The 25,941-nt window shown below is 71.5% G+C and carries 23 protein-coding genes; 16 read left to right on the plus strand and 7 right to left on the minus strand.

Going from position 1 to position 25,941, the window contains the following annotated elements; translation table 11 throughout:
* The first annotated feature begins 53 nt into the window (after positions 1–53).
* The 7 genes from L0965_RS01670 to L0965_RS01700 all read left to right on the plus strand — a co-directional run bounded on the left by L0965_RS01670 (position 54) and on the right by L0965_RS01700 (position 8,518).
* Positions 54–1,154, plus strand: coding sequence for a LacI family DNA-binding transcriptional regulator (locus L0965_RS01670; protein WP_101305433.1), 1,101 nt, complete (start codon positions 54–56; stop codon positions 1,152–1,154).
* Positions 1,155–1,191: 37 nt separating this feature from the next.
* On the plus strand, positions 1,192–2,487 hold the full coding sequence (locus L0965_RS01675; RefSeq protein ID WP_060959305.1) for an extracellular solute-binding protein: 1,296 nt from the start codon (positions 1,192–1,194) through the stop codon (positions 2,485–2,487).
* A gap of 61 nt (positions 2,488–2,548) precedes the next feature.
* The gene (locus L0965_RS01680; RefSeq protein ID WP_101305434.1) at positions 2,549–3,490 is read left to right on the plus strand and encodes a carbohydrate ABC transporter permease; all 942 of its coding nucleotides are present in this window, start codon (positions 2,549–2,551) and stop codon (positions 3,488–3,490) included.
* A 3-nt stretch (positions 3,491–3,493) separates the two neighbouring features.
* Entirely contained in the window at positions 3,494–4,423 is a 930-nt protein-coding gene (locus L0965_RS01685; RefSeq protein WP_060959306.1) for a carbohydrate ABC transporter permease, read from the plus strand.
* 6 nt (positions 4,424–4,429) lie between these two features.
* Complete coding sequence (locus L0965_RS01690; RefSeq protein ID WP_101305435.1) at positions 4,430–5,392, plus strand: glycosyl hydrolase family 32; 963 nt, start codon at positions 4,430–4,432, stop codon at positions 5,390–5,392.
* Positions 5,393–5,417: 25 nt separating this feature from the next.
* Positions 5,418–7,454, plus strand: a complete 2,037-nt coding sequence (locus L0965_RS01695; protein ID WP_101305436.1) for a glycoside hydrolase family 32 protein — start codon at positions 5,418–5,420, stop codon at positions 7,452–7,454.
* Between the two features lie 89 nt (positions 7,455–7,543).
* Positions 7,544–8,518, plus strand: coding sequence for a LacI family DNA-binding transcriptional regulator (locus L0965_RS01700; protein ID WP_101305437.1), 975 nt, complete (start codon positions 7,544–7,546; stop codon positions 8,516–8,518).
* Positions 8,519–8,524: 6 nt separating this feature from the next.
* Here the strand turns inward: L0965_RS01700 and L0965_RS01705 are convergent, their stop codons facing one another.
* The 3 genes from L0965_RS01705 to L0965_RS01715 are packed head-to-tail and all read right to left on the minus strand — an operon-like array spanning position 8,525 to position 12,296.
* On the minus strand, positions 8,525–10,150 hold the full coding sequence (locus tag L0965_RS01705) for a glycoside hydrolase family 32 protein (protein ID WP_232783980.1): 1,626 nt from the start codon (positions 10,148–10,150) through the stop codon (positions 8,525–8,527).
* Positions 10,147–11,229, minus strand: coding sequence for a hypothetical protein (locus tag L0965_RS01710; protein WP_101305438.1), 1,083 nt, complete (start codon positions 11,227–11,229; stop codon positions 10,147–10,149). The genes L0965_RS01705 and L0965_RS01710 overlap by 4 nt, the downstream gene beginning before the upstream one ends.
* The gene (locus L0965_RS01715) at positions 11,226–12,296 is read right to left on the minus strand and encodes a choice-of-anchor L domain-containing protein (RefSeq protein ID WP_101305439.1); all 1,071 of its coding nucleotides are present in this window, start codon (positions 12,294–12,296) and stop codon (positions 11,226–11,228) included. Before L0965_RS01715 ends, L0965_RS01710 begins: the two co-directional genes overlap by 4 nt.
* Positions 12,297–12,549: 253 nt before the next feature.
* Here L0965_RS01715 and L0965_RS01720 point away from each other — a divergent pair, with 253 nt between their 5' ends.
* The 6 genes from L0965_RS01720 to L0965_RS01745 all read left to right on the plus strand — a co-directional run bounded on the left by L0965_RS01720 (position 12,550) and on the right by L0965_RS01745 (position 19,012).
* Positions 12,550–14,160 (plus strand): glycoside hydrolase family 68 protein, encoded by a 1,611-nt coding sequence (locus L0965_RS01720; RefSeq protein ID WP_232783981.1) that lies wholly within the window; start codon positions 12,550–12,552, stop codon positions 14,158–14,160.
* Positions 14,161–14,298: 138 nt separating this feature from the next.
* Positions 14,299–15,786, plus strand: a complete 1,488-nt coding sequence (locus tag L0965_RS01725; RefSeq protein WP_101305440.1) for a PTS transporter subunit EIIC — start codon at positions 14,299–14,301, stop codon at positions 15,784–15,786.
* Positions 15,783–17,015, plus strand: a complete 1,233-nt coding sequence (rlmN, locus tag L0965_RS01730) for a 23S rRNA (adenine(2503)-C(2))-methyltransferase RlmN (protein ID WP_101305441.1) — start codon at positions 15,783–15,785, stop codon at positions 17,013–17,015. Before L0965_RS01725 ends, rlmN begins: the two co-directional genes overlap by 4 nt.
* A 35-nt stretch (positions 17,016–17,050) precedes the next feature.
* Positions 17,051–18,064: an aldo/keto reductase family protein gene (locus tag L0965_RS01735; RefSeq protein WP_060960239.1), complete on the plus strand. Its 1,014-nt coding sequence runs from the start codon at positions 17,051–17,053 to the stop codon at positions 18,062–18,064.
* Between the two features lie 34 nt (positions 18,065–18,098).
* Entirely contained in the window at positions 18,099–18,593 is a 495-nt protein-coding gene (locus tag L0965_RS01740) for an NUDIX domain-containing protein (protein WP_101305442.1), read from the plus strand.
* 56 nt (positions 18,594–18,649) lie between these two features.
* Positions 18,650–19,012: a VOC family protein gene (locus tag L0965_RS01745; RefSeq protein WP_060960237.1), complete on the plus strand. Its 363-nt coding sequence runs from the start codon at positions 18,650–18,652 to the stop codon at positions 19,010–19,012.
* Here the strand turns inward: L0965_RS01745 and L0965_RS01750 are convergent.
* Positions 19,009–19,554, minus strand: a complete 546-nt coding sequence (locus L0965_RS01750; RefSeq protein ID WP_060960236.1) for a ribonuclease H — start codon at positions 19,552–19,554, stop codon at positions 19,009–19,011. The genes L0965_RS01745 and L0965_RS01750 overlap by 4 nt on opposite strands.
* A gap of 73 nt (positions 19,555–19,627) precedes the next feature.
* On the opposite strand from L0965_RS01750, the gene L0965_RS01755 reads away from it, so the two are divergent.
* Both L0965_RS01755 and L0965_RS01760 read left to right on the plus strand, forming a co-directional pair.
* On the plus strand, positions 19,628–20,038 hold the full coding sequence (locus tag L0965_RS01755; RefSeq protein WP_101307142.1) for a GNAT family N-acetyltransferase: 411 nt from the start codon (positions 19,628–19,630) through the stop codon (positions 20,036–20,038).
* Positions 20,039–20,094: 56 nt separating this feature from the next.
* Positions 20,095–20,853 carry an MBL fold metallo-hydrolase gene (locus tag L0965_RS01760; protein ID WP_101305443.1) on the plus strand — a complete coding sequence of 253 codons (759 nt, stop codon included), beginning with the start codon at positions 20,095–20,097 and terminating at the stop codon, positions 20,851–20,853.
* On the opposite strand, the gene L0965_RS01765 is transcribed toward L0965_RS01760, so the two are convergent.
* A complete protein-coding gene (locus L0965_RS01765) occupies positions 20,793–21,140 on the minus strand; it encodes a hypothetical protein (protein ID WP_060960233.1) in 348 nt (115 codons plus the stop codon). The genes L0965_RS01760 and L0965_RS01765 overlap by 61 nt on opposite strands.
* 136 nt (positions 21,141–21,276) lie before the next feature.
* On the opposite strand from L0965_RS01765, the gene L0965_RS01770 reads away from it, so the two are divergent.
* The gene (locus L0965_RS01770; protein ID WP_234057902.1) at positions 21,277–22,662 is read left to right on the plus strand and encodes a PLP-dependent aminotransferase family protein; all 1,386 of its coding nucleotides are present in this window, start codon (positions 21,277–21,279) and stop codon (positions 22,660–22,662) included.
* Here the strand turns inward: L0965_RS01770 and ppsA are convergent, their stop codons facing one another.
* Together ppsA and L0965_RS01780 are read right to left on the minus strand one after the other, a co-directional pair.
* Positions 22,663–25,050, minus strand: a complete 2,388-nt coding sequence (ppsA, locus tag L0965_RS01775; RefSeq protein WP_101305445.1) for a phosphoenolpyruvate synthase — start codon at positions 25,048–25,050, stop codon at positions 22,663–22,665.
* Positions 25,051–25,096: 46 nt separating this feature from the next.
* On the minus strand, positions 25,097–25,915 hold the full coding sequence (locus L0965_RS01780) for a pyruvate, water dikinase regulatory protein (protein WP_060960231.1): 819 nt from the start codon (positions 25,913–25,915) through the stop codon (positions 25,097–25,099).
* Positions 25,916–25,941: the final 26 nt, after the last annotated feature.

Consider the following 25,941-nt stretch of genomic DNA (forward strand, 5'->3'; position numbering starts at 1 on the left):
GGGTCAATAATCACTCCAGACGTTAAATCGATTTATCACGAGGAAGTGGTGACATGGCCCGCGTACGCATCTCCGACGTGGCGGCAGCGGCCGGTGTGTCGGTCACGACGGTCTCGCTCGTGCTGAACGACGTCGAGTCGCGGATCTCGCAGGAGACACGAGACCGCGTGCGCGCCGCCGCCGCCGCGGTCGGCTACGCGCCGAGCGCCCTCGCGCGCGGCCTCCGCCAGCAGCGCACCAAGACCGTCGGGCTCATCTCCGACCAGATCGCCACCACGCCCTTCGCCGGCCGCATGCTCGCCGGTGCGCAGGACGTCGCCCGCGCGAACGAACACCTCGTCTTCCTCGTCGACACGGGATCGGACGCCGCGGTGGAGGACGCCGCGATCCGGGCCCTCACCGCGCAGCAGGTCGACGCGCTGATCTACGCGGCGATGTGGCACCGCATCGTCCCGGCCGACGTGAAGCTGCCCGCCGACACGGTGTTGCTGGACTGCCGTCCGGCGGACGGCGTGACGGGCTTTCCCAGCGTCGTGCCCGACGACCGCGCCGGCGGCGCCGCGGCGACCCGCGAGCTCGTCGCGGCGGGCCACACGCGCATCGCGTACATCGACACCGACGAGGACCCGGGTCGTCCCATCGCCGCGGATCTCCGCCTCGAGGGCTATCGCGAGGTGCTCGCGGCATCCGGGATCGTCGTCGACGACGAGCTGCACGTGCACGGGGAGACCTCGCACCGCGGCGGGCGGGGCGCCGCCGAGCGCCTGCTCGATCTCCCGTCGGAGCGCCGCCCGACGGCGATCTTCTGCTTCAACGACCGCATGGCCACGGGGGCCTACACCGCGATCCACGCACGCGGGCTGCGCATCCCCGAGGACATCTCGATCATCGGCTACGACGACCAGCAGTTCATCGCCGCCGAGCAAGACCCCCCGCTGACCACCGTCGCGCTGCCCCACTACGAGATGGGCCGCTGGGCGATGGAGGTCGCACTCGGCATCCGTGAGGGGGGAGAGGATGCCGTTCACCAGATGGAGTGTCCCGTCGTCCGACGAGACTCCGTGGGCCCGCCGCCGGCGCATGTCGCCAAACCGAACCGGCGACGGACCTCACAACACACCGAGCGGTCGCTTTCGGCGACCCCCGATCGGTGATCGACGCACGCGTCGATCACGAGACAAGGAAATCACAATGAAGCGCACATCCGTGTCGGTCCTCGCTGCGGCGGGGCTCGTCGGGGTGCTGGCACTGACCGGCTGCGGTCAGGCCGGCAAAGGTGACAGCACGACCGAGGACGGTCGTACGAAGCTGACGATGTGGACGCACTCGGCCGGAAACCCGGCCGAGCTCGCGGTCTACCAGCAGATCATCTCGGACTTCAACGCGTCGCAGGACCAGTACGAGGTGGTCGAGGAGTCCTTCCCGCAGGGCGCCTACAACGACGCCGTCGTCGCTGCGGCGGCATCCGGCGACCTGCCCTGCCTCCTCGACCTCGACGGGCCGATCATGCCCAACTGGGCGTGGGCCGGCTACCTGCAGCCGCTCGGCATCGACACCAAGATCACCGACGCCCTGCTGCCGACCGCCGTCGGCACGTGGGACGGACAGATCTACTCGGCCGGCTACTGGGATGCCGCGCTGTCGATCTTCGCCCGCAAGTCCGTTCTCGAGGCGAACGGCATCCGCATCCCGACCGTCGACAAGCCCTGGACGAAGGACGAGTTCGGCTCCGTGCTGGCCACGCTGAAGGCCGCGGGCTACGAGACCCCGATCGACATCGGCGCCGAGGACAAGGGCGAGTGGTGGCCCTACGCCTACTCTCCCTTCCTGCAGAGCTTCGGCGGAGACCTCATCGACCGCTCGAGCATGCTCACCGCCGAGGGCGCGCTCAACGGCGACGACGCCGTCGCGTGGGGCACGTGGTTCCAGAACCTCTTCCGCGACGGCTACGCCAACGCGAACGGCACGGTCGGCAACCAGGAGTTCGTCGACAACAAGGTCGCCCTCAGCTACACCGGCGTGTGGAACGCGCTCGCCTCGGTCGACGCCGTCGGCGACGACCTGCTGATCCTGCCCCCGCCGGACCTCGGCACCGGCCCGAAGATCGGCGGCGGCTCGTGGCAGTGGGCCATCTCCAAGGGCTGCAACGACGCCGACGGTGCCCGCAAGTACCTCGAGTTCAGCTTCCAGGACAAGTACATCACCCAGTTCGCCGACCAGCAGATCGTGATCCCGGCGACTGACTCGGCCGCGCAGGCCTCGAAGTACTTCAACGATGAGGGCGTGCTGCGTCCCTTCGTCGAGCTGTCGCAGAAGTTCGCGGTGCTGCGTCCCGCGACGCCGGCCTACGCCGTCATCTCCACGACGTTCGAGACCGCCGCGAAGGACATCATGAACGGCGCCGACGTCAAGACCTCGCTCGACCAGGCGGTCAGCGAGATCGACGCCAACATCTCGTCCAACGACGGGTACGGCTTCACCAAGTGAGCCCGAGCGGGTGGGACCTCGCGTCCCACCCGCTCCGCTCGACGACCTCGAAAGAGTCACCATGACTGTCACCCCTGCCACGGCCGTGGCCGAGAAGCCGCGCCGCGCCCTGAGCCGCTTCCGCTCCATCCGCGGACGCGAGACGTGGGCCGGCCTGGCGATGATCGCCCCGGCCGGCATCCTCCTCGTCCTGTTCCTCGTCATCCCCGTGCTGCTCGCCTTCGGGCTCTCGTTCACGAACGCGCGCCTCATCTCGCCGAACCCGCCGCGCTTCGTCGGCCTCGACAACTTCGCCCGTGCCTTCGGCGCCGACCCGATGTTCCTGCAGTCGGCCTGGAACACCTTCCTGTTCGCGCTCGTCGTCGTGCCGGTGCAGGCCGGCCTCGGCCTGCTGCTGGCGGTGCTCGTCAACCGGCGGATGCGGGGCGTCACCGCGTTCCGCGTGATCTTCTTCATCCCCGTGGTGACCTCGATCGTCGTCGTCTCGATCCTCTGGAAGTTCATGTACCAGAAGGACGGGCTCATCAACTCGTTCATCGACACGCTCACCTTCGGCGCCTGGCAGAGCGTCGACTGGCTCAACAACCCCACCACCGCGCTGCCGGCGATCATCGTGCTGTCGATCTGGCAGGCGGTCGGCTTCCACATGATCATCTGGCTGTCCGGTCTGCAGACGATCCCGGAGGAGCTCTACGAGGCCGCGAAGATGGACGGCGCGAGCCCCTGGCGCCAGTTCACGAGCGTCACCTGGCCAGGACTGCGTCCCACCATGGTCTTCGTCCTCGTCACGATCACGATCGCCGCGCTCGGGCTGTTCGTGCAGGTGGACGTCATGACGCAGGGTGGGCCGACCGGCTCGACCTCCACGATCGTCTACCACGCCGTCCGCAAGGGCTACCAGCAGCAGGAGATCGGGTACGCCGCGGCGATCTCGCTGATCTTCTTCGTCGCGGTACTGATCATCGCGCTCATCCAGCGCCGGCTCACGCGAGACAAGGACTGAGTCATGACCGCCACCGTCACCCCCCTCGCCGCTCGCGTCCGCAAGGACGCCAGCGAGAGCCGTCGTCGCCGCCTCGGCCGGATCCTCACGTACGTCGTGATGAGCGGCTTCGGCATCCTGTTCCTGTTCCCGCTGGTGTTCATGTTCGTCTCGAGCCTCAAGCCCGATGCCCAGATCCTCCGCGACGTGAACTCGCCCGCGGCGTTCCTGCCCGTCGGCGACATCAGCCTCGACAACTACTTCGGCGTGTTCGACCGCGTCCCCGTCGCCCAGTTCATGTTCAACTCGGTGCTCGTCACCGTGCTGACCGTCGGGCTCGGGCTCATCGTCAACTCGATGGCGGGCTTCGCCCTGTCGCGCCTGCGGTGGAAGGGACGCCTCGTCGTGATGGCGCTGATCATCGCGACCCTGATCGTCCCGTTCGAGACGATCGCCGTCCCGATGGTCTACTGGGTCTCCCAGCTGCCGACCCTCGTCATGGAGGGCGGCGTGCTCAAGTACGACTTCGGCTGGCTGAACACCTACCAGGTGCAGATCGTGCCGTTCATCGCCAACGCGTTCTCGATCTTCCTGTTCGCCCAGTACTTCTCGACCATCCCGGCCTCGCTCGACGAGGCGGCGCGCATCGACGGGGCCAGCTGGTTCACGATCTACCGCCGGATCATCGTGCCCCTGTCGGGGCCGGCGTTCGCGACGGTCGCGATCCTCACGTTCCTCCCCGCCTGGAACCAGTACCTCTGGCCGCTCATGGTGGTGCAGAAGGAGGGGCTGCGGCCCGTGATGGTCGGGATGCAGTACTTCTTCCAACTGAACACGGCGTGGGGAGAGGTCATGGCGTACACCTCGCTGATCACCCTCCCCGTCCTCATCGTGTTCCTCGTCTTCCAGCGCGCGTTCGTCAGCAGCATCGCGGCCAGCGGAGTGAAGGGCTAAGCGCACATGTTCGACCTCTCCTCATCCTGGGTGTGGGACTACTGGTTCGCCGACGACGGCGAGACCTACCACCTCTTCTTCCTCTACGCCTCGCGCGCCCTGCACGACCCGGACGCGCGTCACTACCGGGCCTCGGTCGGCCACGCCGTGTCCGACGACCTCCTGACGTGGACGCCGGTGGCCGACGCCATCGTCCGCGGCGAGGCGGGCAGCTTCGACGACCTCGCCACCTGGACCGGCTCGACCGTCCGTGGCGACGACGGGCTCTGGTACCTCTTCTACACGGGGTCGTCGCTGGCCGCCGACGGCAAGAACGTGCAGCGGATCGGCTGCGCGACCTCGCCCGACCTCCTGGTGTGGACGAAGGTGCCGGGACCGCTGCTGTCGGCATCCGGCCCCTGGTACGAGACGCTCGCCGACGGCGACTGGCACGACGAGGCCTTCCGCGACCCGTGGGTGTTCGCCGATCCCGACGGCGACGGCTGGCACATGCTCGTGACCGCCCGCGCACCCGAGGGTCCGGCCTTCGGCCGCGGCGTCATCGGCCACGGCTGGTCGCCCGATCTGAAGACGTGGGAGCTGCGCCCGCCGCTGTCGGCGCCCAGCGAGCGGGGCTTCGGGCAGCTCGAGGTCATGCAGGTCGAGGTCGTCGACGGGCGGCCCGTGCTGCTGTTCTCCTGCCTCGCGGAGCACGCGATGCCCGCTCGCGCCGTCGAGCGCGGCGGCACGTGGGCGGTTCCCGCGGCGAGCGTGCTCGGGCCGTTCGAGGTCGAGGAGGCCTACCCCGTCACCGACGAGAGCCTCTACGTCGGGCGGCTGCTGCGGCGGCGCGACGACGGCCAGTGGCTGTTGTTCGCGTTCCACAACCTCGACGAGCACGGCGCGTTCGTCGGGGGCATCACCGACCCCCTGCCCGTCGGCTGGGTCGATGGCCGCCTCACGGTGCGGGAACTCACCCGACCGTCCTGACCGATACAGACAGAAGGATCCGACGATGCATCCTCGCCTCCGCGGACAGCGTTCCGCCACCACCCGATCGACCGCGCTGCGAACCGTGCGGGGGGTCGTCTGCGCCCTCGGCACGGTCGTGGCGCTCGCCGCCGCCCCCGCCGTCACCGCCTCGGCATCCGAGCCGGCCCCGAGCCTGCGGGCGCAGTACCACTTCACGGTGCCGGACCACTGGAAGAACGACCCTCAGCGACCCGTCTACATCGACGGCGCGTTCCACTACTACTACCTGTACAACGCCGACTACGACGCGAACCCGTCGGCCAACTTCGGCACGGCGTGGCGGCTCGCCACCACGACCGACGGCGTCTCCTTCGCCGATCAGGGGATCGCGGCGCCGAAGGGCACCAACGCGAACTACGACCTCTGGTCGGGCTCGGCCGTGGTCGATCACGCCGGCACCGCGGGGTTCGGTGCGGGCGCCGTCGTGATGCTCGTCACGCAGATGGACCATCCGACACCGGCCCAGAAGCTCGACGCGTCGGGGCAGCAGGCGCAGTTCCTCTGGTACTCGATCGACGGAGGCCGCACGTTCCGCCCCGACGGGGACCAGCCGGTGATACCCGGAGACGGGCGGCGCGACTTCCGCGATCCGAAGGTGGTGTGGGATCCCGACCACCAGCGGTGGGTCGCCCTCATCGCCGAAGGCGACCGGGTGAGCTTCTACACCTCCCCCGACCTCCACTCCTGGACGCGTCGGTCGGAGTACGTGAACACCGGCATCGGCACGATCGAGTGCCCCGACCTGTTCCGCATCCGCGCCGACGACGGCACGTCCCACTGGGTGTTCGGGGTGAGCGCCAACGGCTTCGCGACCGGCGAGCCGGCGACCTTCGCGTACTGGACGGGCTCCTTCGACGGGGAGCGGTTCACCCCCGACCGGACCGCCCCGCAGTGGCTCGACCACGGGTTCGACTGGTACGGCGCCGTCACCTGGGAGGACCCGTCCGCCCCCGACGACCGGCGGTACGCGGTCGCCTGGATGAACAACTGGGACTACGCGCATTCCTCCGTGACCTGGCCCTCGGACGGGTTCACCGGCACCGACTCCATCACGCGGGAGATCCGGCTCGTGCGCGCCGGGACCGGCTACACGCTCGCCTCGCAGCCGGTCGCGGCGCTGCAGCAGTACGCGTCCGCGCGCCACGAGCTCGGCGACGTGACGGTCGACGGCTTCCGCGAGCTCGCGTACCAGGGCGACGCGTACGAGATCACGACGCGCGTCAGTCGGCAGACGGCCCAGAACATCGGTCTGCAGCTGCGCCGCTCCGCCGACGGCAGCCGGCACGCGGATGCCGGGGTCACCTCCTCGTACGCGTACCTGAACCGCGGTCAGACGGGGCATCCCTCGCCGACCCACAAACTCGAGAGCCGGACCCCGTTCGACGGCGGGGCGGGAGAGGTCACCCTCCGCATCCTCGTCGACCGGACGACGATCGAGGTGTTCGTCGACGATGGACGCTACGTGCAGTCGAGCCAGGTGTTCGCTCCCGCCGCCGATCGCGGCCTGGCGCTGTACACGAGCGGGGGACCGGCCGTGTTCCACGACCTCACCATCACGGAGTTCGCCGGCCTCGCGCAGCGACCGGCGCGCGTGATCGCCGACTTCGAGGGGACGACGTGGGGTGACGGCTGGACCGCGACCGGGAGCCTCGCGGGGATCGGCCCGTCCGCCGCGGAGCTTCCCGGCCAGGTCGGTGCGCGCGTCGCGGACACCTTCGCGGGATCGGACGCGGCCACCGGCGTGCTCACCTCGCCCCCGTTCGTCGTGGACCGCGATCACCTGCACCTCCTGATCGCCGGCGGACGGCATCCGCTGGGGGTCGAGCCGGCCACGTCGGTGCAGCTGCTGATCGACGGACAGCCCGTGCGCACGGCCACCGGCGACGACTCCGCGACACTGCGCCCCGTCGACTGGGACGTGCGCGCGTTCGCGGGGCGGACGGCGCAGCTGCAGATCCTGGACGACGCGACGGGAGCGTGGGGACACCTCATGGTCGACCACGTCGTCCTGAGCGACTGAGCTCGCGCGGGGCGGCGGGGCGACGATGGGATAGCGTCGGAGGCGGGTCCGCGGGTGGGCGGACCCGCCGGCGACGAAGGAGAGGCGACATGGCGCGACCCAAGCTCCAGGACGTCGCCACGCGCGCCGGCGTCTCCGTCACGACGGTCTCGCGCGTGCTGAACAATCGCGGCTATCTCAGCGACGAGGTGCGGGCCCGGGTCAACGCGGCCATCGTCGAGCTGGGATACCGCCCCGACGGGATCGCGCGTTCGCTCATCGGACGCAAGTCGGGACTGGTCGGGGTGATCGTCCCGACGGTCGCCGACCCCTTCTTCGGCGAGCTGGTGGCGGCGATCGAGAACGCCCTGGCCGAGCGCGGGTACAAGGTGCTGCTGTGCGACTGCCAGGAGAACCCCGAGCGCGAAGCCGAGTACCTCGATCTCCTGCAGGCGAACCGCGTCGACGGCGTGATCACCTCCACCCACAATCGCGAGGTCCGCGGCTACGACGCCGCCGAGCTGCCCCTCGTCGCCGTCGACCGCCGCATCGGCCCGCGCGTGCCGATCGTCCGCGGCGACAACGCCGCCGGCGGACGCCTGGCCACGGAGCACCTGCTCGCGCGCGGAGCGCGCCGGCCGCTGCTCGTGACCGCGACCGACCACCCGGGCAACGACCGCGCCCGCGCCTACCGCGACGTGGTCGCCGCCCACGGGATCGAGCCGCGCGTGCGGGCCTACGGGTACTCGACTCCCGCCGACGAGCGTCGCGCGCTCATCGAGACCTGGCTCGCCGAGACCGGGGCGGACGCCGTGTTCGCGACCGACGACCTCACCGCGCTGATGGCGCTGGAGTGGGCCCACAAGACGGGGCGGCGCGTTCCCGACGACGTCCGCATCGTCGGCTACGACGGTTCCGCGGCCGTGCGGCTCGGCATGCCCGGGCTGACCACCGTGCGTCAGCCGATCGCCCGCCTGGGCGCGCGCGCCGCGGAGCTCATCGTCGACCGCATCGCCGACCCCGACGCCCCACCCGCCGCCGAGCCGCCGCTGCCGGTGGAGCTGCGGCTCGGCTGGACGAGCTGACCGGCCTCAGCGCTGCGGGTCGACCACGGCGAGCGGGGTCACCGACATCGCGTCGATCCTCACCGGGGCATCGACCGCCTCGACGCTGACCGGCGTCGTCGCGGTGGGATAGGCCGCCATCGTCAGCGACGAGCCGTCGCCGGTGAACACCTCGATGCTGGACGCATCGACGAGCACGTCGAGCTCCAGCCGGCCCCCGGCATCCACGGCGCTCGTGCGCACCGTGCGATAGGTCTCGGAGAGCCGCCCAGCCACCGTGTCGTGCGCACGGTCGACGAAGACCGCGCCCGCCGCCGCGTCGTAGCCGACGGTCACATCGCCGCCGGCCTCTCCCAGTCGCAGGCGCAGGGTGCCGCCGGACGGGTCCAGCGTGACGCGCAGACGGTAGGACGCGGATGCCGGCTGCACCGCGAGAGGCGCGATCGCGCCCGGCTCGATGGTCTGCGCGGGAGCCGACGATGCGTCCCCCTCCAGCCCGCGCAGAGCCTCGGCCGGACGCGACCGCAGTCGGAGCCGACCGTCGCTGTCGTCGAGGACGATGCGGCGCGTCACCGACAGCGCCCCGCCCTGCCAGCCCTCGGTCGGAAGATCCCTCGCGTACGCCCAGTTGTTGATCCACCCGAGCGCGTAGCGCTCGCTCAGCCGGTCCGTCGCGGATCGGCGGGGATCGTCCCAGGTCACGGCGGCGTAGAAGTCGGCGCCGTCGTCGAGCCACTGCGGGTCGGCGGCATCCGCACTGAAACGCTCGCCGTCCCAGCTCCCCGTCCAGTAGGCCAGGCCGGTCGTGCGTCCCTCGCGCGTCCCGTCGGCGCTGGCGGCGAGGATCCAGGTGCGCCGGCCGGAGGCAGGGTCCACCATCTCGAACAGGTCGGGGCACTCGAGCAGCCCCAGACCGTCCGCGTCGACGTCGGAGACGTAGCGCCAGGAGCGCAGGTCGCTCGAGACGTAGAAGCCGATGCGCTGCCCCTCCGCGAGCGTCATGACCCAGCGGTCGTGGCGGTCGTCGCGCACGATCTTGGGGTCTCGCCAGTCGACGGCGCCGGGGTTGTCCATCACCGGGTTCCCGTCGTACTCCTGGAAGGTGTAGCCGTCGTCGGTGGAGAAGAAGAGCGACTGGCGCTGCACGCCGTCGTCCTGCTGCGTCACGAGGGCGACGACCGCTCCGGCGCCGAACCCGGCGCTGCCGGTCTCGTCGACGACCGCGGATCCGGTGAGGATGTCGCCGAGCCCGTTGCGGTACTTCTCGATCGCGACGCCCTCGTTGCGCCACGTCACGAGGTCGTCGGATGTCGCGTGGTACCAGGCGGTGCCGTTGCCGTGGGGGTAGTCGGCGTTGTAGAGGTAGTAGAGGTGCCACGTGCCGCCCGCGAACACGGGGCGCTGCGGATCGTTGATCCAGTGCGCGGCGGGCGTGAGGTGGAAGCCGGGGCGGAACCGCTCCCAGTCGGCCGGGCGGTCGAACGTCAGCGCGTCCCCGCCCGGTGCGGTCGGTGTCGGTGTCGGCGACGGGCCGCGGTCGTCGCGGCCCGCCACGACGACGGCCGCCACCACGAGCATCACGGCCAGGGCCGCCGCGGCGGCGATGACGAGGGCGCGCCGCCGCGACCCGCCCCGCCGCCGCGGCGTGCTCACGAGGTGCTCCGGCGGTCCCGCCGACGCGCGCTTCGCAGCGCGAGCGCGCCCGCGGCGCCCAGCGCGACGGCGACGGCGATGCCCGCGGCCGCTCCGGCGATCGATCCGCCGGTCGCGGCGAGCCGCTCACCCGGACGGGGCCCGGGCTCCGCCGGCACCTCCGGGGTGAGCGGAGGTGCCGTGATCGCCTGGAGCGTGGTCGCCCTCACGACGGTCGGCGCCGTCGCGCGGGTCGCGGTGACCACCGCGGTGTTCTCGACGTCGCGCGGCCCACCGGCCACCGTCGCGTCGAACGCGACCTCCACGATCTCGCCGTCCTGCACCGCCGTGACGGCGACCCGGAGGCTCCCCGAGACGCACGAGACCTCGACGCGGTCGGCGGCCACGTCGGTCAGATCGACGAGGTAGCCGGTGTCGGGCTCCATCCGGGTGGTGGAGCGGACGCTCACGCCGGCTGCGCAGTCGATGTCCTGGCCCGGTGTCACCGTGTCGACGACCTCGACGGTGTCCCAGGGGCCGCGCGGGGTGTCGATGCTCCAGCGGACGACCGCGGGTTCGGTCGACGTCCACAGCCCGTACTTGTTCGCGGCATCCCGGTCGACGACGCCGTGGAAGGCGCCCGGCACATCGTCGGCGCGCAGACGGCTCGTCGCGGAGGACGTGAACGACTCCGGGGTGCCGGGTGTCGTGGATGCCGTGGTCGTCACGATCGTCTCTCCTCGTCGGTTCGCGGGGTCGTCGGCCGCGTCGGTCAGCGTGATGGACAGGTCGCCGTCCGGGCCGAGCACGGCGATGCCGATCACCGCCCCCGAGGCGGCGATCCAGCGCCCGTCCCCGAGGCTCGACGAGGCGTGGTCGGGCAGCGCCAGCCGCACGGTGTCGCCGCCCCGGGCGGAGTCGGGCAGCTCCCACACCGTCGACGTCGTGACGGTGTCGGCCCCGACGCCGGTGGTGCTGGTCGCGATGAGGTCGTCGCCGGTGGCGCCCCGGGCGGAGGCGCCACCGGCGATCGTGACGACCGCGGCCAGGATCGTCGTACCGAGGCCGATCATCCCCCGGCTCGCGGTCGCGCCGATCATTCCGCTCCCACCTCCGGGGTGGCCCGGCGGCGCGCACGCAGGGCGAGCGTCGTACCGGCGGCGGCGAGGGCGAGGCCCCCGATCACCGCCCCGGCGACGAGGGCGCCGTCGCCGCCGGTGCGGGCCAGCGACCCGCTGCGCTGCGCGTCCGCCAGCGGGGTCGACGTCGCTGCGGCCGGCGCCCCGGTCGGGGCGGCCGACGCCGAGGGGTCGGGCGTCGGCGTCGCCGCGGGGGCGGACGACGAGATGCCGCCGGACGCGAGGATCAGCGTCGTGTCGAGGTGGCCGTCGACCGTGTCGGCGACCGCCGCCACGATGGAGGTCTCCGCTCCCGGCGTCACCGCGGCCGTGCAGGTGAGGGCCGTCGTGAAGCCGTTCATCTCGGTGTCGTGCGCGGTCGACGGGGTGCGTCCGTCCGCGTTCGACACGAACGACGCGGCGTTGCGGGTCGCGTTGATGGTGTCGATGCCCGCCGGCACGCCGTCGATCAGCGAACACCGTGTGCCGTCGACGAAGATGCCCAGCGCGTCGGTGTAGTCCTTGGCCTCCCAGACGCCGTACTCCTCGCTCCCGAACTGGTAAACGATTGACAGAGTGTCGCCGGCGGGGACCACCGTCAACGCCAGCTGCGCGGCATCGTACGTCGTGGCGCCGATCGCCGCGGACAGCTCCGCGGAGCCCTGGCCGCCCAGGTCGCCGGTGGTCGTCAGCGTGCTGTTCGGCCCGGTGAGCGCGGACCGCGAGAAGTCCACGTCGGCGGACGAGCTCGGATCGGCGGCGCGCAGCGACCCCGTGGTGAGGGCGACGCCGGACCCGATCGCGGGGTCGAGCGCCGCGCCGGTGACGGTGCCGATCTGCACGGCGCGCCCGTGCGCGATGGCGGCGTCGCGCAGCTGGATGTTGCTGCCGATCAGCGTCGCCGCGGCATCCTGGACGGAGATGGACTCCAGCGTCGTCACATCGGTGGCGGCGGATGCCGAGGCGGCGAACGCCGCGGCGGCCACGAGGCCGACGGCGGCGCCGGCGGCGAGGACGCGGCGTTCGCGCGTCGTGCGGAGATGGAACATGGCACTCCCTGGTGCTGTCGGTGCACCGCCGCCCGCGGGCACTGCCGGGGGCGCGACGGTGCGAGGGGGGATGAGAGATGGGCGTGCGCCCCGAGAGTCGATCCACGGGTCCCTCCGGATCGGAGGTCTCCACGGATGAGTGAACCATGGCGACTCGCGATATGTCAAACGTTTGACATATCGCGCCCTCTCGCCCTAGGCTCAGCCGCGAGAGACGACCACGCCTTCCGCCCTTCTGAGAAAGCAGACAGACGTGACCACCATTGACCCCCGCCGCCGGCGCCGCCCCCTCGCGCGTGCGTTGGCGATCGTCGCGACCGCCGCGGCCGCGGCGACGCTGCTCGCGGCATCGCCCGTGCAGGCCGCCGACGAGATCGACGCCGTTCCCGGCCACCCCGCTCCCACCGTGCACACCCAGCAGGCGTACGATCCCGCCGCCGACTTCACGGCGCGCTGGACCCGTGCCGACGCGCGGCAGATCGCCGCGATGAGCGATCCGACCGCGGCTCCGCGGCAGAACTCCCTGCCCGAGGAGTACACGATGCCCACGGTTCCGCAGGACTTCCCCGACATGAGCAACGACCAGGTCTGGGTCTGGGACAGCTGGACGCTGACGGACGAGACCGCGGCCCAGCCGAGCTTCAAGGGGTGGGAGGTCGTGTTCTCGCTCGTCGCGGATCGCAGCCTCGGGTTCGACGACCGCCACACCTTCGCGCGCCTCGGCTACTTCTTCCGCAAGGCGGAAGTGGCCGAGCGTCCCGCCGACGGCGGATGGACCTACGGAGGCCTCGTCTTCCCCGACGGGGCGTCGGGAGCGATCTTCGAGGACCAGTCGTTCAGCCACCAGACCGAATGGTCGGGCTCCACCCGCATCTTCGACGGCAACAAGCTGCGCATCTTCTACACCGCGGTGGCGTTCTACCGCAACGAGGACGGCAGCAACCGCAAGCCCTACGACCCGCGCATCGTGCAGAGCGAGGGTCGCATCTTCGCCGACGAGAACGGCGTCTGGCTGACCGGATTCCGCGACCAGCACGACATGCTGCAGGCCGACGGCACGTACTACCAGACCGGTGCGCAGAACGAGTTCTTCAACTTCCGCGACCCGTTCACCTTCGAGGACCCGGCCCACCCCGGCAAGACCTTCATGGTGTTCGAGGGCAACACCGCCGCCCCGCGCGGCGAGCGCGTGTGCACGGAGGAGGACATGGGCTACCGCACCGGCGACCCGTACGCGGAGACGGCCGCCGAGGTCATGGACCGCGGTGCCCACTACCAGCTGGCGAACGTGGGTCTCGCGGTGGCCGACAACGCCGCGCTGACCGAGTGGACCTTCCTCCCGCCGATCCTCTCGGCCAACTGCGTGAACGACCAGACCGAGCGCCCCCAGATCTACATCAAGGACGGCAAGTACTACCTGTTCACCATCACCCATCGCGGCACCTACGCCGCGGGCGTCGACGGGCCCGAGGGCGTCTACGGCTTCGTCGGCGACGGCATCCGCAGCGACTTCCAGCCCGTCAACCGCGGATCGGGTCTGGCGCTGGCGAGCCCGTCGAACCTGAACTTCGCCGCGGGCACGCCGTTCGCCCCCGACGTGAACCAGCACCCCGGCCAGTTCCAGGCGTACTCGCACTACGTCATGCCGGGCGGGCTCGTGCAGTCGTTCATCGACACGATCGGCACGAGCGACGACTTCGTCCGCGGCGGCACCCTCGCCCCCACCGTGAAGGTCGACATCGACGGGTCCTCCGTGACGGTCGACCGCGCGTACGGCGACAACGGCCTGGGGCAGTGGGCCGACATCCCCTCGGGTTACGCGAACGACGTCCCGGCGACCGCGGACGTGCGTCCGACGCGGTGACCGTGCACGGCTGACGCTCGTCGCGGAAGGCTCCCCTCTCCTCGTGGGAGGGGAGCCTTCCGTGTCCGCACGGACAGGCGGGCGGGCCCCTGGCTACGCTGAGGACGACCGAGGGAGGTCGCCATCGACGAGAGCCCGGTGCCGGCGGAGCGGATCGTCGCCGCGCTCGGCGACGTGAGCAACATCGCCGCATCCACGCACTGCGCCACGCGGCTGCGCATCGCCGTCGTCGATCCCGCCGCCGTCGACGAGCGCGCCCTGGCCGGGATCGACGGCGTGCTGGGCGTCGCGCGCGTGGGCGAGCAGGTGCAGATCGTCGTCGGGCCGCGTCGGGTCGCATCGACGCACGAAGCGCTCCGCGAGCTGGTGGACGCCGCGGCCGCCGCCGCGCCGGCGCCGGGCGAGGCGCCGGTGCCCGATGAGGCCGACGGTGCCTCGGGACGGCGCTGGCTGCGACCCGTGACCGTGGTGATGGACGTCATCGTGCCGCTGCTGCCGACCTTCGTCGCCGGCGGACTCCTCCTCGGGCTCCACAACCTGCTGACGGCGCCGGGCATCCTCGGACCGGCGGCGGCGGTCGAGGCGCTGCCCGGGATCAGCGGGATCGCCGCCCTGATCGGCATCCTCGGGGTGGGGGTCTTCACGCTCCTTCCCGTGATCGTCGGGTTCTCGGCCGCGCTGCGGTTCGGGACCAGTCCGTACCTGGGCGCCGCGATGGGCGCCGCCCTGGTGGTCGCACCCTTCCTCGTGGATGCCGGGGTGTTCCCCGCGCTGCGGCTCGACGGCGCCGGGGGATGGACCATCGCCGGCGTCGATGTGCTCGGCATCGACTACCGGGGCACGGTGGTGCCCATGATCGCCGTCGCCTACGTGCTCGCGCGGGTGGAACGGCTGTGGACGCGCCTGCTCGGCGGCACGGCGCGCTACCTCTTCGTCCCCACGCTGACGCTGCTCGTCACGGGGCTCCTCGCCTTCCTCGTGATCGGGCCGGTCCTGGGCTGGCTCGGCGACGGTCTGGCCGCCCTGCTCACGGCGGCGTACGAGGCCACGGGCATGATCGGCGGCGCCCTCTTCGGCGCCCTGTATCCGCTCCTGGTCGTCACGGGGACCCATCAGAGCCTGGTCTCGGTGGAGCTGGGCCTGCTCGGCCAGGGCGGGTCGTTCATCTTCCCCGTCGCGGGCGCGGCGAACCTCGCCCAGGCGGGTGCCTGCTTCGCGGTGGCGCTGCTCGCCCGGCGACGCTCGTCGATGCGGGCGCTCGCCGCCGGCGCCGGCCTGCCCGCGTGCCTCGGCATCGCCGAGCCGGCCATCTTCGGCATCACCCTGCGGCTGCAGTTCCCGCTCGTGGCCGCCGTGATCGCCTCGGCGGCGGGCGGCGCGATGCTCGCCGCGTGGAACGTGCAGGCCGTCACGCTGGGCGCGGCCGGCGTGCTCGGGATCGCCTCCATCGCCCCGGGTCTCGGCATCCCCTATCTGGCGAGCGTGGCGACCAGCGCCGTGGTCGCGTTCGGGCTGACCCTCGGCTGGGGGCGGCTGCGCCGACGCCCGATCGATGACGGCGCGCCCGGCGCCGACCTCCGCCCTCCCGCCGCGCATCCAGGCGGCCTCGGTACCCTGGAGACATGACCGAGTCCAGCCCCGTGCGCACCACCCGTCCCCGACAGGTGCGCCCCCGCACCGAGGGCTGGACCCAGCGGGTGGATGCCGACGGCAAACCCCTGCTGCAGTTCGCCGCGCCCAAGCGCGGGATGCCGCCCGTGCACCTGGCCGACCTGACGCCCGAGCAGCGCGTCGAGCGGGTGAAGGAGCTGGGGCTGCCGGGGTTCCGGGCCAAGCAGGTCGAGAAGCACTACTTCCAGCACTACACGTCCGACCCCGCCGCGATGACGGATCTGCCGGCATCCGGACGGGAGGAGCTGGTCGCGGGCCTGCTGCCGCATCTGCTCACCGAGGTGCGACGGCTCGAGACCGACCGCGGCGACACGATCAAGTTCCTCTGGAAGCTGCACGACGGGGCGCTCGTCGAGTCGGTGCTCATGCGCTATCCCGGCCGCATCACGCTGTGCGTGTCGAGCCAGGCCGGCTGCGGCATGAACTGCCCGTTCTGCGCGACCGGTCAGGCGGGGCTCACCCGCAACATGTCGGCCGCGGAGATCATCGAGCAGGTCGTCCGCGCGAACGCGGCGATCCGTGCCGGTGAGCTGGGCCCCGCCGAGCACGCCGACGAGCGCGTCACGAACATCGTCTTCATGGGGATGGGGGAGCCGCTCGCCAACTACAACCGGGTGATGCAGGCCGTCCGCACGATGGTCGACAAGGATCACGGGCTCGGGATGAGCGCGCGCGGCGTGACCGTGTCGACCGTGGGTCTCGTGCCGGCGATCAACAAGCTCGCCGCCGAGGACATCCCGGTGACGTTCGCCCTGTCGCTGCACGCGCCGGACGACCACCTGCGCGACGAGATGATTCCGATCAACTCGCGCTGGAAGGTGGACGAGGCGCTCGATGCGGCCCGCGGCTACTTCGAGAAGACCGGCCGCCGCGTGTCGATCGAGTACGCCCTCATCAAGGACATGAACGACCACGCCTGGCGCGCCGACCTGCTCGCCACCAAGCTCAACGAGCGCGGTCGCGGCTGGGTGCACGTCAACCCGATCCCGCTGAATCCCACGCCCGGGTCGGTGTGGACCGCGTCCGACAAGGAGGTGCAGCGCGAGTTCGTGCGGCGACTCAACGAGGCCGGCATCCCGACGACCCTCCGCGACACCCGCGGCAAGGAGATCGACGGCGCCTGCGGCCAGCTCGTCGCGACCGAGGAGGACCGCGCCGTCGCGGCATCCGTGCCCGTCGACTGACCCGGCCCGGTGCGCGCCGGCGGTAGCGTTGAGGAATGGTCAACTATCGCTATCTCGGCAACAGCGGCTTCAAGGTCTCGGAGATCACCTACGGCAACTGGGTGACCCACGCCTCCCAGGTGGAGAACGACGCCGCCATCGCCACCGTGCACAAGGCACTGGACCTCGGCATCACGTCGTTCGACACGGCGGATGCCTACGCCAACACCGCCGCCGAGGTCGTGCTGGCCGAGGCGCTGAAGGGCCTCGAGCGCACCGACTACGAGGTCTTCACGAAGGTCTACTGGCCGATCGGCAAGAAGGGCCCGAACGACCAGGGCCTGTCGCGCAAGCACCTCTTCGACGGCATCCACGGCTCGCTGCGCCGCCTGAACGTCGACTACGTCGACCTGTACCAGGCGCACCGCTTCGACTACGAGACCCCGCTCGAGGAGACGATGCAGGCCTTCGCCGACATCGTGCGCCAGGGCAAGGCGCTCTACATCGGCGTGAGCGAGTGGACGGCCGAGCAGCTGCGCGAGGGCGCGGCGCTCGCGAAGGAGCTGAACTTCCAGCTCGTCAGCAACCAGCCGCAGTACTCGGCGCTCTGGCGCGTCATCGAGGGCAAGGTCGTCCCGACCTCCGAGGAGCTCGGCATCTCGCAGATCGTCTGGTCGCCGATGGCGCAGGGCGTGCTCAGCGGCAAGTACCTGCCCGGACAGCCCGTTCCGGACGGCTCGCGCGCGACCGACGAGAAGAGCGGCGCCAACTTCATCAAGCGCTTCCTCAACGACGACACGCTCGCCGCCGTGCAGAAGCTCAAGCCGATCGCCGAGCAGGCGGGCCTCACCATGCCGCAGCTCGCGATCGCGTGGGTGCTGCAGAACCCGAACATCTCGGCAGCGCTCGTCGGCGCGTCGCGCCCCGAGCAGCTCGAGGACTCGGTCAAGGCCTCCGGGGTCGTGCTCGACGCCGAGGTCATGTCGGCGATCGACGCGGCCCTCGCGCCGGTCGCGGTCACCGACCCCGAGGAGACCTACACGGTCTCGCCCGCCTCGCGCCCGCTCTGATCGTCCCGGCCGCGAGTCGCGGAGCCTGACGCTGATGGTCACGACGAGCGCCGGCATCCTGCTGTACCGGAGAGATCCGGACGGCACGGTGTCGGCGCTCGTCGCGCACATGGGCGGTCCCGTCTGGGCGCGCAAGGACGAGGGTGCCTGGTCGATCCCCAAGGGCGAGTTCGACCCGTCGCAGGAGTCGGCGCGGGATGCCGCGGTGCGCGAGTTCCGCGAGGAGCTGGGCGTCGACCCGCCGGCGGTCGACGACGTCGAGCTCGGAACCTTCGCGTACGCGTCGGGGCGCAAGACGGTCACGGTGTTCTGCCGCGACGGCTCCGGGTTCCTGACTTCCGCCGCCGAGCGCGCCGCGCTCGTGTTCGGGTCGTTCGAGATGGAGTGGCCGCCGCGGTCGGGGCGTCGTCAGCGCTTTCCCGAAGTCGATCGCGCCGAGTGGATGCCGCTCGCCGAGGCTCGTCCGCGCCTGGTCGCCGGTCAGCGGCCGGCGCTCGACGCGTTGGACGTGCTGCTGCGCCAGGAGTGACCCTCTTGTGGTCGCACCGTCCGCGGCGCAGACTGTGCGCGGCGGAAGGAGCCATCATGGCGCACGGCGACATCACCCACATCGACATCCCCGTCGCGGACCTCGCGAAGGCGGCCGCGTTCTACTCCGATCTGTTCGGGTGGCAGATCGCGGAGCCGCCCGGTTTCGAGGGCTACCCGATGTGGTCGGCGCCCAACGGCATCAGCGGGGGCGGGCTCGCGCCGCGCAGTGACGGGTTCACCCAGCCGCGGTCGTACGTCGAGGTCGACTCGATCGACGACACCATCGCGAAGGCCGAGGCGGCGGGAGCGACCGTCGCCATGGCGAAGGAGCCGATCACCGCGAAGAGCTGGTGGGCGATCATCGTCGACCCCGACGGCAATCACATCGGACTGTTCGAGGGCACGACCCAGGACTAGCGCTTCTTCTTCGGCGCCGCCGACACGTCGAGCTGCGGGTGCAGGCCGCCCAGCGACGACCACGCGCTCGCGGTGCCCTTTGCGGCGTGCTCGGCACCGCGGACGGCGCGCTCGTCGGCCCACTCGTTGAGCACGTGGCCCTGGTGACCGCGGACGTGCTCCAGCACGACGTCGGGCAGGCCCGCCGCGCGGCGGGCGTCGCGGGCGGCGATGAGCTGTTCGAGGAGGTCGCGGTTCTTCGTCGGCGCGCCCGTGGAGGTCTTCCATCCGCGGCGGCGGTGCCCGTCCATCCACGACGAGTAGGTGTCGATGGCGTACTTGGAGTCGGCCTGCACGACGAGGTGCGCGGTGTCGGCGTGGTCTTCGATGGCCTTCAGTAGCCCCATGAGCTCGCCGATGTTGTTGGTGCCGCTCGGGATCGCGCCGGCGGCCCAGTGGCCGTCCTCCCCGACCCACGCCCAGCCGGTCGGTCCCGGGTTGCCCTTGCAGGCGCCGTCGGTGGCCACGGTGTAGGTGTCGTTCGGGTCGGTCGCGGAAGTCACCGTTCGACGGTACTCGATGGGGCAGGCGGCGGACGCCGCGGGCGCGTCGTGGCTCCTCTCGTATGCTGACGACATGACCGGTGTGCGCGTGACGACCGAGCTGGACGACATCGACCTGGGCCTCGTGCACCGCTGGCTCTCCGAGGAGGCGTACTGGGCGCTCGGGCGCAGCCGTGAGCTCGTCGAACGCGCCGCCCGGGCGTCGCTGAACTTCGGGGCTCTGGATGCCGAGGGTGCGCTGGTCGGCTACGCGCGCGTCGTCACGGATGCCGCGACGTTCGCCTGGGTGTGCGACGTGTTCGTGGCTCCCTCTGCGCGCGGTGCGGGTGTCGGCACGCTGCTGGCCGAGACGATCGCGGCCACGGTTCGACCGTGGGGACTGAAGCGGACGATGCTGGCGACCGCCGACGCCCACGGCGTCTATGCGAAGGTCGGCTTCGTGCCGCTGCCGAATCCCGAGCGGATGATGGTCCTCGGCGGCTGACCCTTCATCTGAGTGGCCCCGCGCCCAGCGCACGCCACCGCCACGAGAATGGGAGCATGACCTCTCCGCGCCCTGTTCTCACTCTCATCGGCGGTCCCACGGCGATCCTCGAGTACGGCGGCATCCGCCTGCTCACCGACCCGACGTTCGACGAGCCGGGCGACTACCCGTCCGGCGCGGTCACGCTGCACAAGCTCACCGGTCCGGCGCTCGCAGTGGACGAGGTCGGCGAGATCGACGTCGTGCTGCTGTCGCACGATCAGCATCCCGACAACCTGGATGCCGCGGGTCGCGCCTTCCTGCCGCGCGCCGCTGCCGTGCTCTCCACGCCCGCCGCGTCGGCCCGCATCCCCGGCGTCCACGGCCTCGAACCGTGGCAGACCCGCACCGTCGGCGACGTCGAGGTCACTGCCGTCCCCGCGCTCCACGGTCCCGACGGCGCCGAGGAGCTCTCCGGGCCGGTCACCGGATTCGTCCTGCGCGCCCCCGACCGGCCCGTCGTCTACGTGGCCGGCGACAACGCGTCGCCCGCGCTCGTCGCCGACATCGTCGACCGCGTCGGACCGATCGACATCGCCGTCCTGTTCACCGGCGCGGCCAACGTCGGCCGTTTCGGCGACAGCGACCTCACCCTGAACGCCCGCACCGCGGTCGAGGCGGCGCGGGCGTTGGGGGAGGCGATCATCGTTCCGGTGCACGCCGAGGGCTGGCACCACTTCAGCGAGACGATCGACCGCCTCGAGCGCGAGTTCGCCTACGCGGGGCTCGCGGACAGGCTCCGGGTGCCCGCCGCCGGCGTGCCGTTGCCGCTCTGACGCGCCGCGGGGTCGGTCGGTGCCCCGGCGACGAGGTCGCCGACCGTGAGCGCGCGGAGGGCCGGATGCCGCCGCGTCGCGGTCGCGATGGATCGGACCAGCATCGGCGTTCGCGCACCGGGCGGGCACGCGGGCTGACGGAGCCGACGCGCGATGCCGGCGTCGATCGCGCCGAGCGTGTCGCGGTGGGCGTCGAGGGCCTCGTGACCGTCCGTGTCGCCGCCGCGGTCGTCGTCCGCGAGCCAATCGATGACGCGTGCGATGGTCCACTCCGACAGAAGTGGCATGGGGGATGGCTGATTCTGCGGGTGTGGGGTCACGCGGGGGTGGGTCATTGGACCAGAATCGGTCTCGATGGACGCTCACGACAGGGCCACTTCTCCGCGAGTGGTCACACGATTGGCCGATGCGGACCGCACCGCAGTGGTGTCTCCCGCGGCGCTGGCGGCGCGGCTGGGGCGCTGGGTCGACTCCGACGGGTCGCTGACGGCGAGTCTGGCCGCCGCTCTGCGCGCGCTCGTGAGCTCGGGCGAACTGCGCCCCGGTGACCGGCTGCCCTCGGAGCGTGCGCTCGCCGCGGCCGTCGCGGTCTCACGCGGCACGGTCGTGGCGGCCTACGCCGCGCTCGCCGACAGCGGCGTGCTGGAACGGCGGCAGGGCAGCGGCACGCGCGTCGCGGGGGCGGCGATCGCTCTGCCGGCCCGGCGCTCGCAGGGCGAGAGCCTCTTCCAAGCCGCGCCCGCCTCCATCGACCTCCTGCGCGCGGTGCCGCGCATCCCCCCGCGCACGATCGAGATCGTGCGCGGCTTCGATGCCGCCCTGGTCGCCGCGACGGCCGCCGATTCCGACCCCGCGGGCCTGCCCGAGGTGCGGGAGCGCATCGCGCGACTGCTGTGCGACGACGGCACGCCGACGACGCCCGAGCAGGTGATCGTCACCAGCGGCGCCCAGCAGGCGCTGAGCCTCGTGATCGACGAGCTCGTCGCGCCGGGCGACGTCGTGCTGAGCGAGGAGCTCAGCTGGCCCGGTCTCGTCGACCCGGTCCGGCGGCGGGGAGCGCGCGTGCACGGGGTGCCGATGACGCCGGACGGCGTCGACGTGGATGCCCTGGAGGCCGCGATCGTGGCCCTGCGCCCCGTCCTCATCGCCCTCAACCCCCACCACCACAACCCGACCGGATCACGGATGCCGCCGGCATCCCGTCTGGCGGTCGCCGAGCTCTCCGCCCGTTACGGCGTGCGCGTCATCGAAGACCGCGTGCTCGCGAACATCTCCTTCGACGGCGTCGTGCCGGTGTCGCTGGCGGCGTTGCGGTCGGACGCGCCCGTCATCGTCGTCGACTCGCTGTCGAAGTGGGCGTGGTTGGGCCTGCGCATCGGGTGGGCCCGCGCCGATCCCGTGCTGATCCGGAGACTGCGCGCATCGCGGCAGCTCGTCGACCAGGCCGCCAGCGTGCCGGCGCAGCGGATGGCGCTGGGTCTTCTCGACGAGGCGCCCGCCCTGCGCCGCGACGCGAGCACCACCCACGCCGCGGCGCTGGAGCGGCTGGTCCCGGTGGTGCACGAGCACCTTCCGGGGTGGACGTTCGACGTGCCGCGCGGCGGCCTCTCGCTCTGGGCGCGCCTGCCCTCGGGGTCGGCGACCGCGTTCGCGCGGCGCGCGGCTCTGGCGGGTGTGGCGGTCGCCGGCGGCTCGGAGTTCGCGGCATCCGCACCCGCCGACGACCACATCCGCATCCCCTTCACCGCTCCCGACGAGCTGCTCCACGTCGCGATCGAGCGGCTCGGGCGGGTCTGGCGCGCGGGGTGATCACCCGGCGCGCGGGGCCGTCGCCTCGGCGGTCTTCGACAGCCGCAGCCACGTCTCCACGACGGTGTCGGGGTTGAGCGACACCGACTCGATGCCCTCGGCGACGAGCCATTCGGCCAGATCGGGATGATCCGACGGGCCCTGCCCGCAGATGCCCACGTACTTGCCGGCCGCGCGGCACGCGCTGATCGCCATGGACAGCAGGCGCAGCACGGCCGGGTCGCGCTCGTCGAACGTCGACGCCACGAGCCCTGAGTCGCGGTCGAGGCCGAGGGTCAGCTGCGTCATGTCGTTCGAGCCGATCGAGAACCCGTCGAAGAACTCCAGGAATCGGTCGGCGAGCAGCGCGTTGGACGGCAGCTCGCACATCATGATGACCTTGAGGTCGTTCTCGCCGCGGCGCAGCCCGTTCTCGGCGAGCAGCTCGACGACCGCGTGCCCTTCGCCGACGGTGCGCACGAACGGCACCATGACCTGCACGTTCGTGAAGCCCATCTCATCGCGCACGAACCGCAGCGCCTCGCACTCCATGTCGAAGCAGGGGCGGAAATCGGGCGAGATGTACCGCGACGCCCCGCGGTACCCGAGCATGGGGTTCTCCTCGTGCGGCTCGTACAGCTCGCCGCCGACGAGGTTCGCGTACTCGTTCGACTTGAAGTCGCTGAGACGCACGATCACCGGCTCCGGCCAGAAGGCGGCGGCGATCATCGACACCCCCTCCGCCACGCGGCGCACGAAGTAGTCGCGCGGCGTGTCGTACGCCGCCGTGGCGTCGGCCACCCGCTCGCGCAGCTCGCCGTCGAGCGTGTCGAACTCCAGGAGCGCCCGCGGGTGGATGCCGATCTGCCGGTTGATGACGAACTCGAGCCGGGCCAGGCCCACGCCGCGGTGCGGCAGCCGCGAGAACGAGAAGGCCTGGTCGGGCGTGCCGACGTTCATCATGATCTTCACCGGCGCCTCCGGCATGGAGTCCAGCCGCGTGATCTCCTCCTCGAACGGGAGGATGCCGCGGTAGACGAACCCGGTGTCGCCCTCGGCGCACGAGACGGTGACCTCGTCGCCGTCGGACACGATGGTCGTGGCATCCCCCGTGCCGACGACGGCGGGGATGCCGAGCTCGCGCGCGATGATCGCCGCGTGACAGGTCCGCCCGCCGCGGTTGGTCACGATCGCGCTCGCACGCTTCATGATCGGCTCCCAGTCGGGATCGGTCATGTCGGCGATGAGCACCTCGCCCGGCTGGAAGTCGGCCATCTGGTCGAGACTGCGCAGCACCCGCGCGGGTCCCGCACCGATGCGCTGGCCGATCGCACGGCCCGCCGTCGCCACCTCGCCGCGCGCGCCGAGCACGAAGCGCCGGATCACGCCCGCCTCGACCCGCGACACGACCGTCTCCGGGCGCGCCTGCAGGATGTAGAGCCGTCCGTCGATCCCGTCCTTGCCCCACTCGATGTCCATCGGACGTCCGTAGTGCTCCTCGATCACGAGCGCCTGGCGGGCGAGTTCGACGAGGTCGGCGTCGTCGATCGAGAACAGACGCCGAGCGGATGCCGGGACGTCCTCGAACCGTGTCGAGGCGCCCGCCTCGCGGGCATCCGTGTACCGCATGGCGATCGCCTTCTCGCCGACGGAGCGCTTGAGCACCGCGGGGCGACCCGCGCGCAGCGCGACCTTCGAGACGTAGAACTCGTCCGGGTTCACCGCACCCTGCACGACCGCCTCGCCGAGTCCGTACGAGCTCGTGATGAACACGGCGTCCTCGAAGCCCGACTCGGTGTCGACGGTGAACATGACGCCGGCGGCGCCGACATCGGAGCGGACCATCTTCTGGATGCCGGCCGACAGTGCGACCTCGTCGTGGTCGAACCCGTGGTGGGCGCGGTACGCGATCGCCCGGTCGTTGTAGAGCGACGCGAACACCGACCGGATCGCGGCGAGGACGTTGTCGATGCCCGCGACGTTCAGGAACGTCTCCTGCTGGCCGGCGAACGAGGCGTCGGGCAGGTCTTCGGCGGTCGCGGAGGAGCGCACCGCGAAGGAGGCCTCGGGGTTCTCGCCCGCGAGGCGGGCGTAGGCCGTGCGGATCGACGCCTCCAGCTCGGCCGGGAAGGGCTGCTCCTCGATCCACGCCCGGATCTGGGTCCCCGCGTGCGTGAGCGCCGCGACGTCCTCCACGTCCACGTCCGCGATGGCCGCGGCGATCCGCTCGCGCAGCCCGCCCTCCGCCAGGAACTCCCGGTACGCGTCGGCGGTCGTGGCGAAGCCGCCGGGCACGCTCACCCCCAGAGCGGCGAGATGCGACACCATCTCGCCGAGCGATGCGTTCTTGCCGCCCACGGCGGGGAGGTCTGCCATGCCGAGCTGATCGAACCAGAGGATGCTGCTCATGTGTCGGGCCTTTCGGTGGGAGGGGGCGCGGGGAGGGGTGGGACGCTCAGGTGCGGAGCTTGAGGGACTGCATGATCACCGCCGACATCTCCTCGACGCTCTTGGTCGACGAGTTCACGAACGGGATGTGGGTGCGGCGGTAGAGGTCCTCGGCGCGGCGCAGCTCGAGCGTGCACTGCGCGAGACTCGCGTAGGTCGAGTCGGGGCGCCGTTCGTGGCGCACCTGGCTGAGGCGCAGCGGCGTCGTGGTCAGTCCGAAGCAGCGCGCGGCGTAGGGGGCGACCGCTCGTGGCAGCCCCTCGGTGGGGAAGTCGTCGTCGGTCAGCGGGTAGTTCGCGACGAGCAGCCCGTACTGCAGCGCCAGATACATGGTCGTCGGCGTCTTGCCGCAGCGCGACGGTGCGACGATGAGCACGTCCGCCTGGTCGAGGGCACGCATGCTCTGGCCGTCGTCGTGCTCGATCGCGTACTCGACGGCGCGCATGCGGGCGAAGTACTGCTCCGTGTCGCCGACGGTGTGGAACGAGCCGAGCTGCTCCGATGCCGTGGTGCCGAGCGCCGCTTCGAGCTCGGTGAGGTGGCCGCTCAGCAGGTCGATGTGGGTCGCCCGGGCTCCGCCCAGCACGCGGGCCACCGCGGGGGAGCGCACGGTGTGGAACACGATCGGCTCCTCACCCGCCGCGGCGGCGCGGTCGATCTCGCGGGCGACGGCGGCGGCGCCCTCGGCGGAGTCGACGAACGGCACGGTGTGGCGGCGGAACGTGACCCCGGGGAAGTTCACGAGCAGCGCGCGGCCGAGCGTCTCGGCGGTGATGCCGGTGGAGTCGGAGACGAAGTAGGCGGCACGGGGCGTCGTGGGGGTCACGCGGGTGCTCCTCGTCGCCTCGGGGG

This window comes from Microbacterium sp. NFH-22A-Y (assembly GCF_021401375.1).
In the GTDB taxonomy this organism is placed as follows: domain Bacteria; phylum Actinomycetota; class Actinomycetes; order Actinomycetales; family Microbacteriaceae; genus Microbacterium; species Microbacterium hominis.

Excerpts from the sequence above, each read along its gene's own strand:
- L0965_RS01735 (WP_060960239.1), top strand. The coding sequence starts at position 17,051 with ATGGTCAACTATCGCTATCTCGGCAACAGCGGCTTCAAGGTCTCGGAG.
- L0965_RS01765 (WP_060960233.1), bottom strand. The coding sequence starts at position 21,140 with ATGCCACTTCTGTCGGAGTGGACCATCGCACGCGTCATCGATTGGCTC.
- ppsA (WP_101305445.1), bottom strand. The coding sequence starts at position 25,050 with ATGAGCAGCATCCTCTGGTTCGATCAGCTCGGCATGGCAGACCTCCCC.
- L0965_RS01695 (WP_101305436.1), top strand. The coding sequence starts at position 5,418 with ATGCATCCTCGCCTCCGCGGACAGCGTTCCGCCACCACCCGATCGACC.
- L0965_RS01690 (WP_101305435.1), top strand. The coding sequence starts at position 4,430 with ATGTTCGACCTCTCCTCATCCTGGGTGTGGGACTACTGGTTCGCCGAC.
- L0965_RS01675 (WP_060959305.1), top strand. The coding sequence starts at position 1,192 with ATGAAGCGCACATCCGTGTCGGTCCTCGCTGCGGCGGGGCTCGTCGGG.
- L0965_RS01745 (WP_060960237.1), top strand. The coding sequence starts at position 18,650 with ATGGCGCACGGCGACATCACCCACATCGACATCCCCGTCGCGGACCTC.
- L0965_RS01670 (WP_101305433.1), top strand. The coding sequence starts at position 54 with ATGGCCCGCGTACGCATCTCCGACGTGGCGGCAGCGGCCGGTGTGTCG.
- L0965_RS01710 (WP_101305438.1), bottom strand. The coding sequence starts at position 11,229 with ATGATCGGCGCGACCGCGAGCCGGGGGATGATCGGCCTCGGTACGACG.
- L0965_RS01685 (WP_060959306.1), top strand. The coding sequence starts at position 3,494 with ATGACCGCCACCGTCACCCCCCTCGCCGCTCGCGTCCGCAAGGACGCC.
- L0965_RS01740 (WP_101305442.1), top strand. The coding sequence starts at position 18,099 with ATGGTCACGACGAGCGCCGGCATCCTGCTGTACCGGAGAGATCCGGAC.
- L0965_RS01715 (WP_101305439.1), bottom strand. The coding sequence starts at position 12,296 with ATGTTCCATCTCCGCACGACGCGCGAACGCCGCGTCCTCGCCGCCGGC.
- L0965_RS01700 (WP_101305437.1), top strand. The coding sequence starts at position 7,544 with ATGGCGCGACCCAAGCTCCAGGACGTCGCCACGCGCGCCGGCGTCTCC.
- L0965_RS01755 (WP_101307142.1), top strand. The coding sequence starts at position 19,628 with ATGACCGGTGTGCGCGTGACGACCGAGCTGGACGACATCGACCTGGGC.
- L0965_RS01680 (WP_101305434.1), top strand. The coding sequence starts at position 2,549 with ATGACTGTCACCCCTGCCACGGCCGTGGCCGAGAAGCCGCGCCGCGCC.
- rlmN (WP_101305441.1), top strand. The coding sequence starts at position 15,783 with ATGACCGAGTCCAGCCCCGTGCGCACCACCCGTCCCCGACAGGTGCGC.
- L0965_RS01760 (WP_101305443.1), top strand. The coding sequence starts at position 20,095 with ATGACCTCTCCGCGCCCTGTTCTCACTCTCATCGGCGGTCCCACGGCG.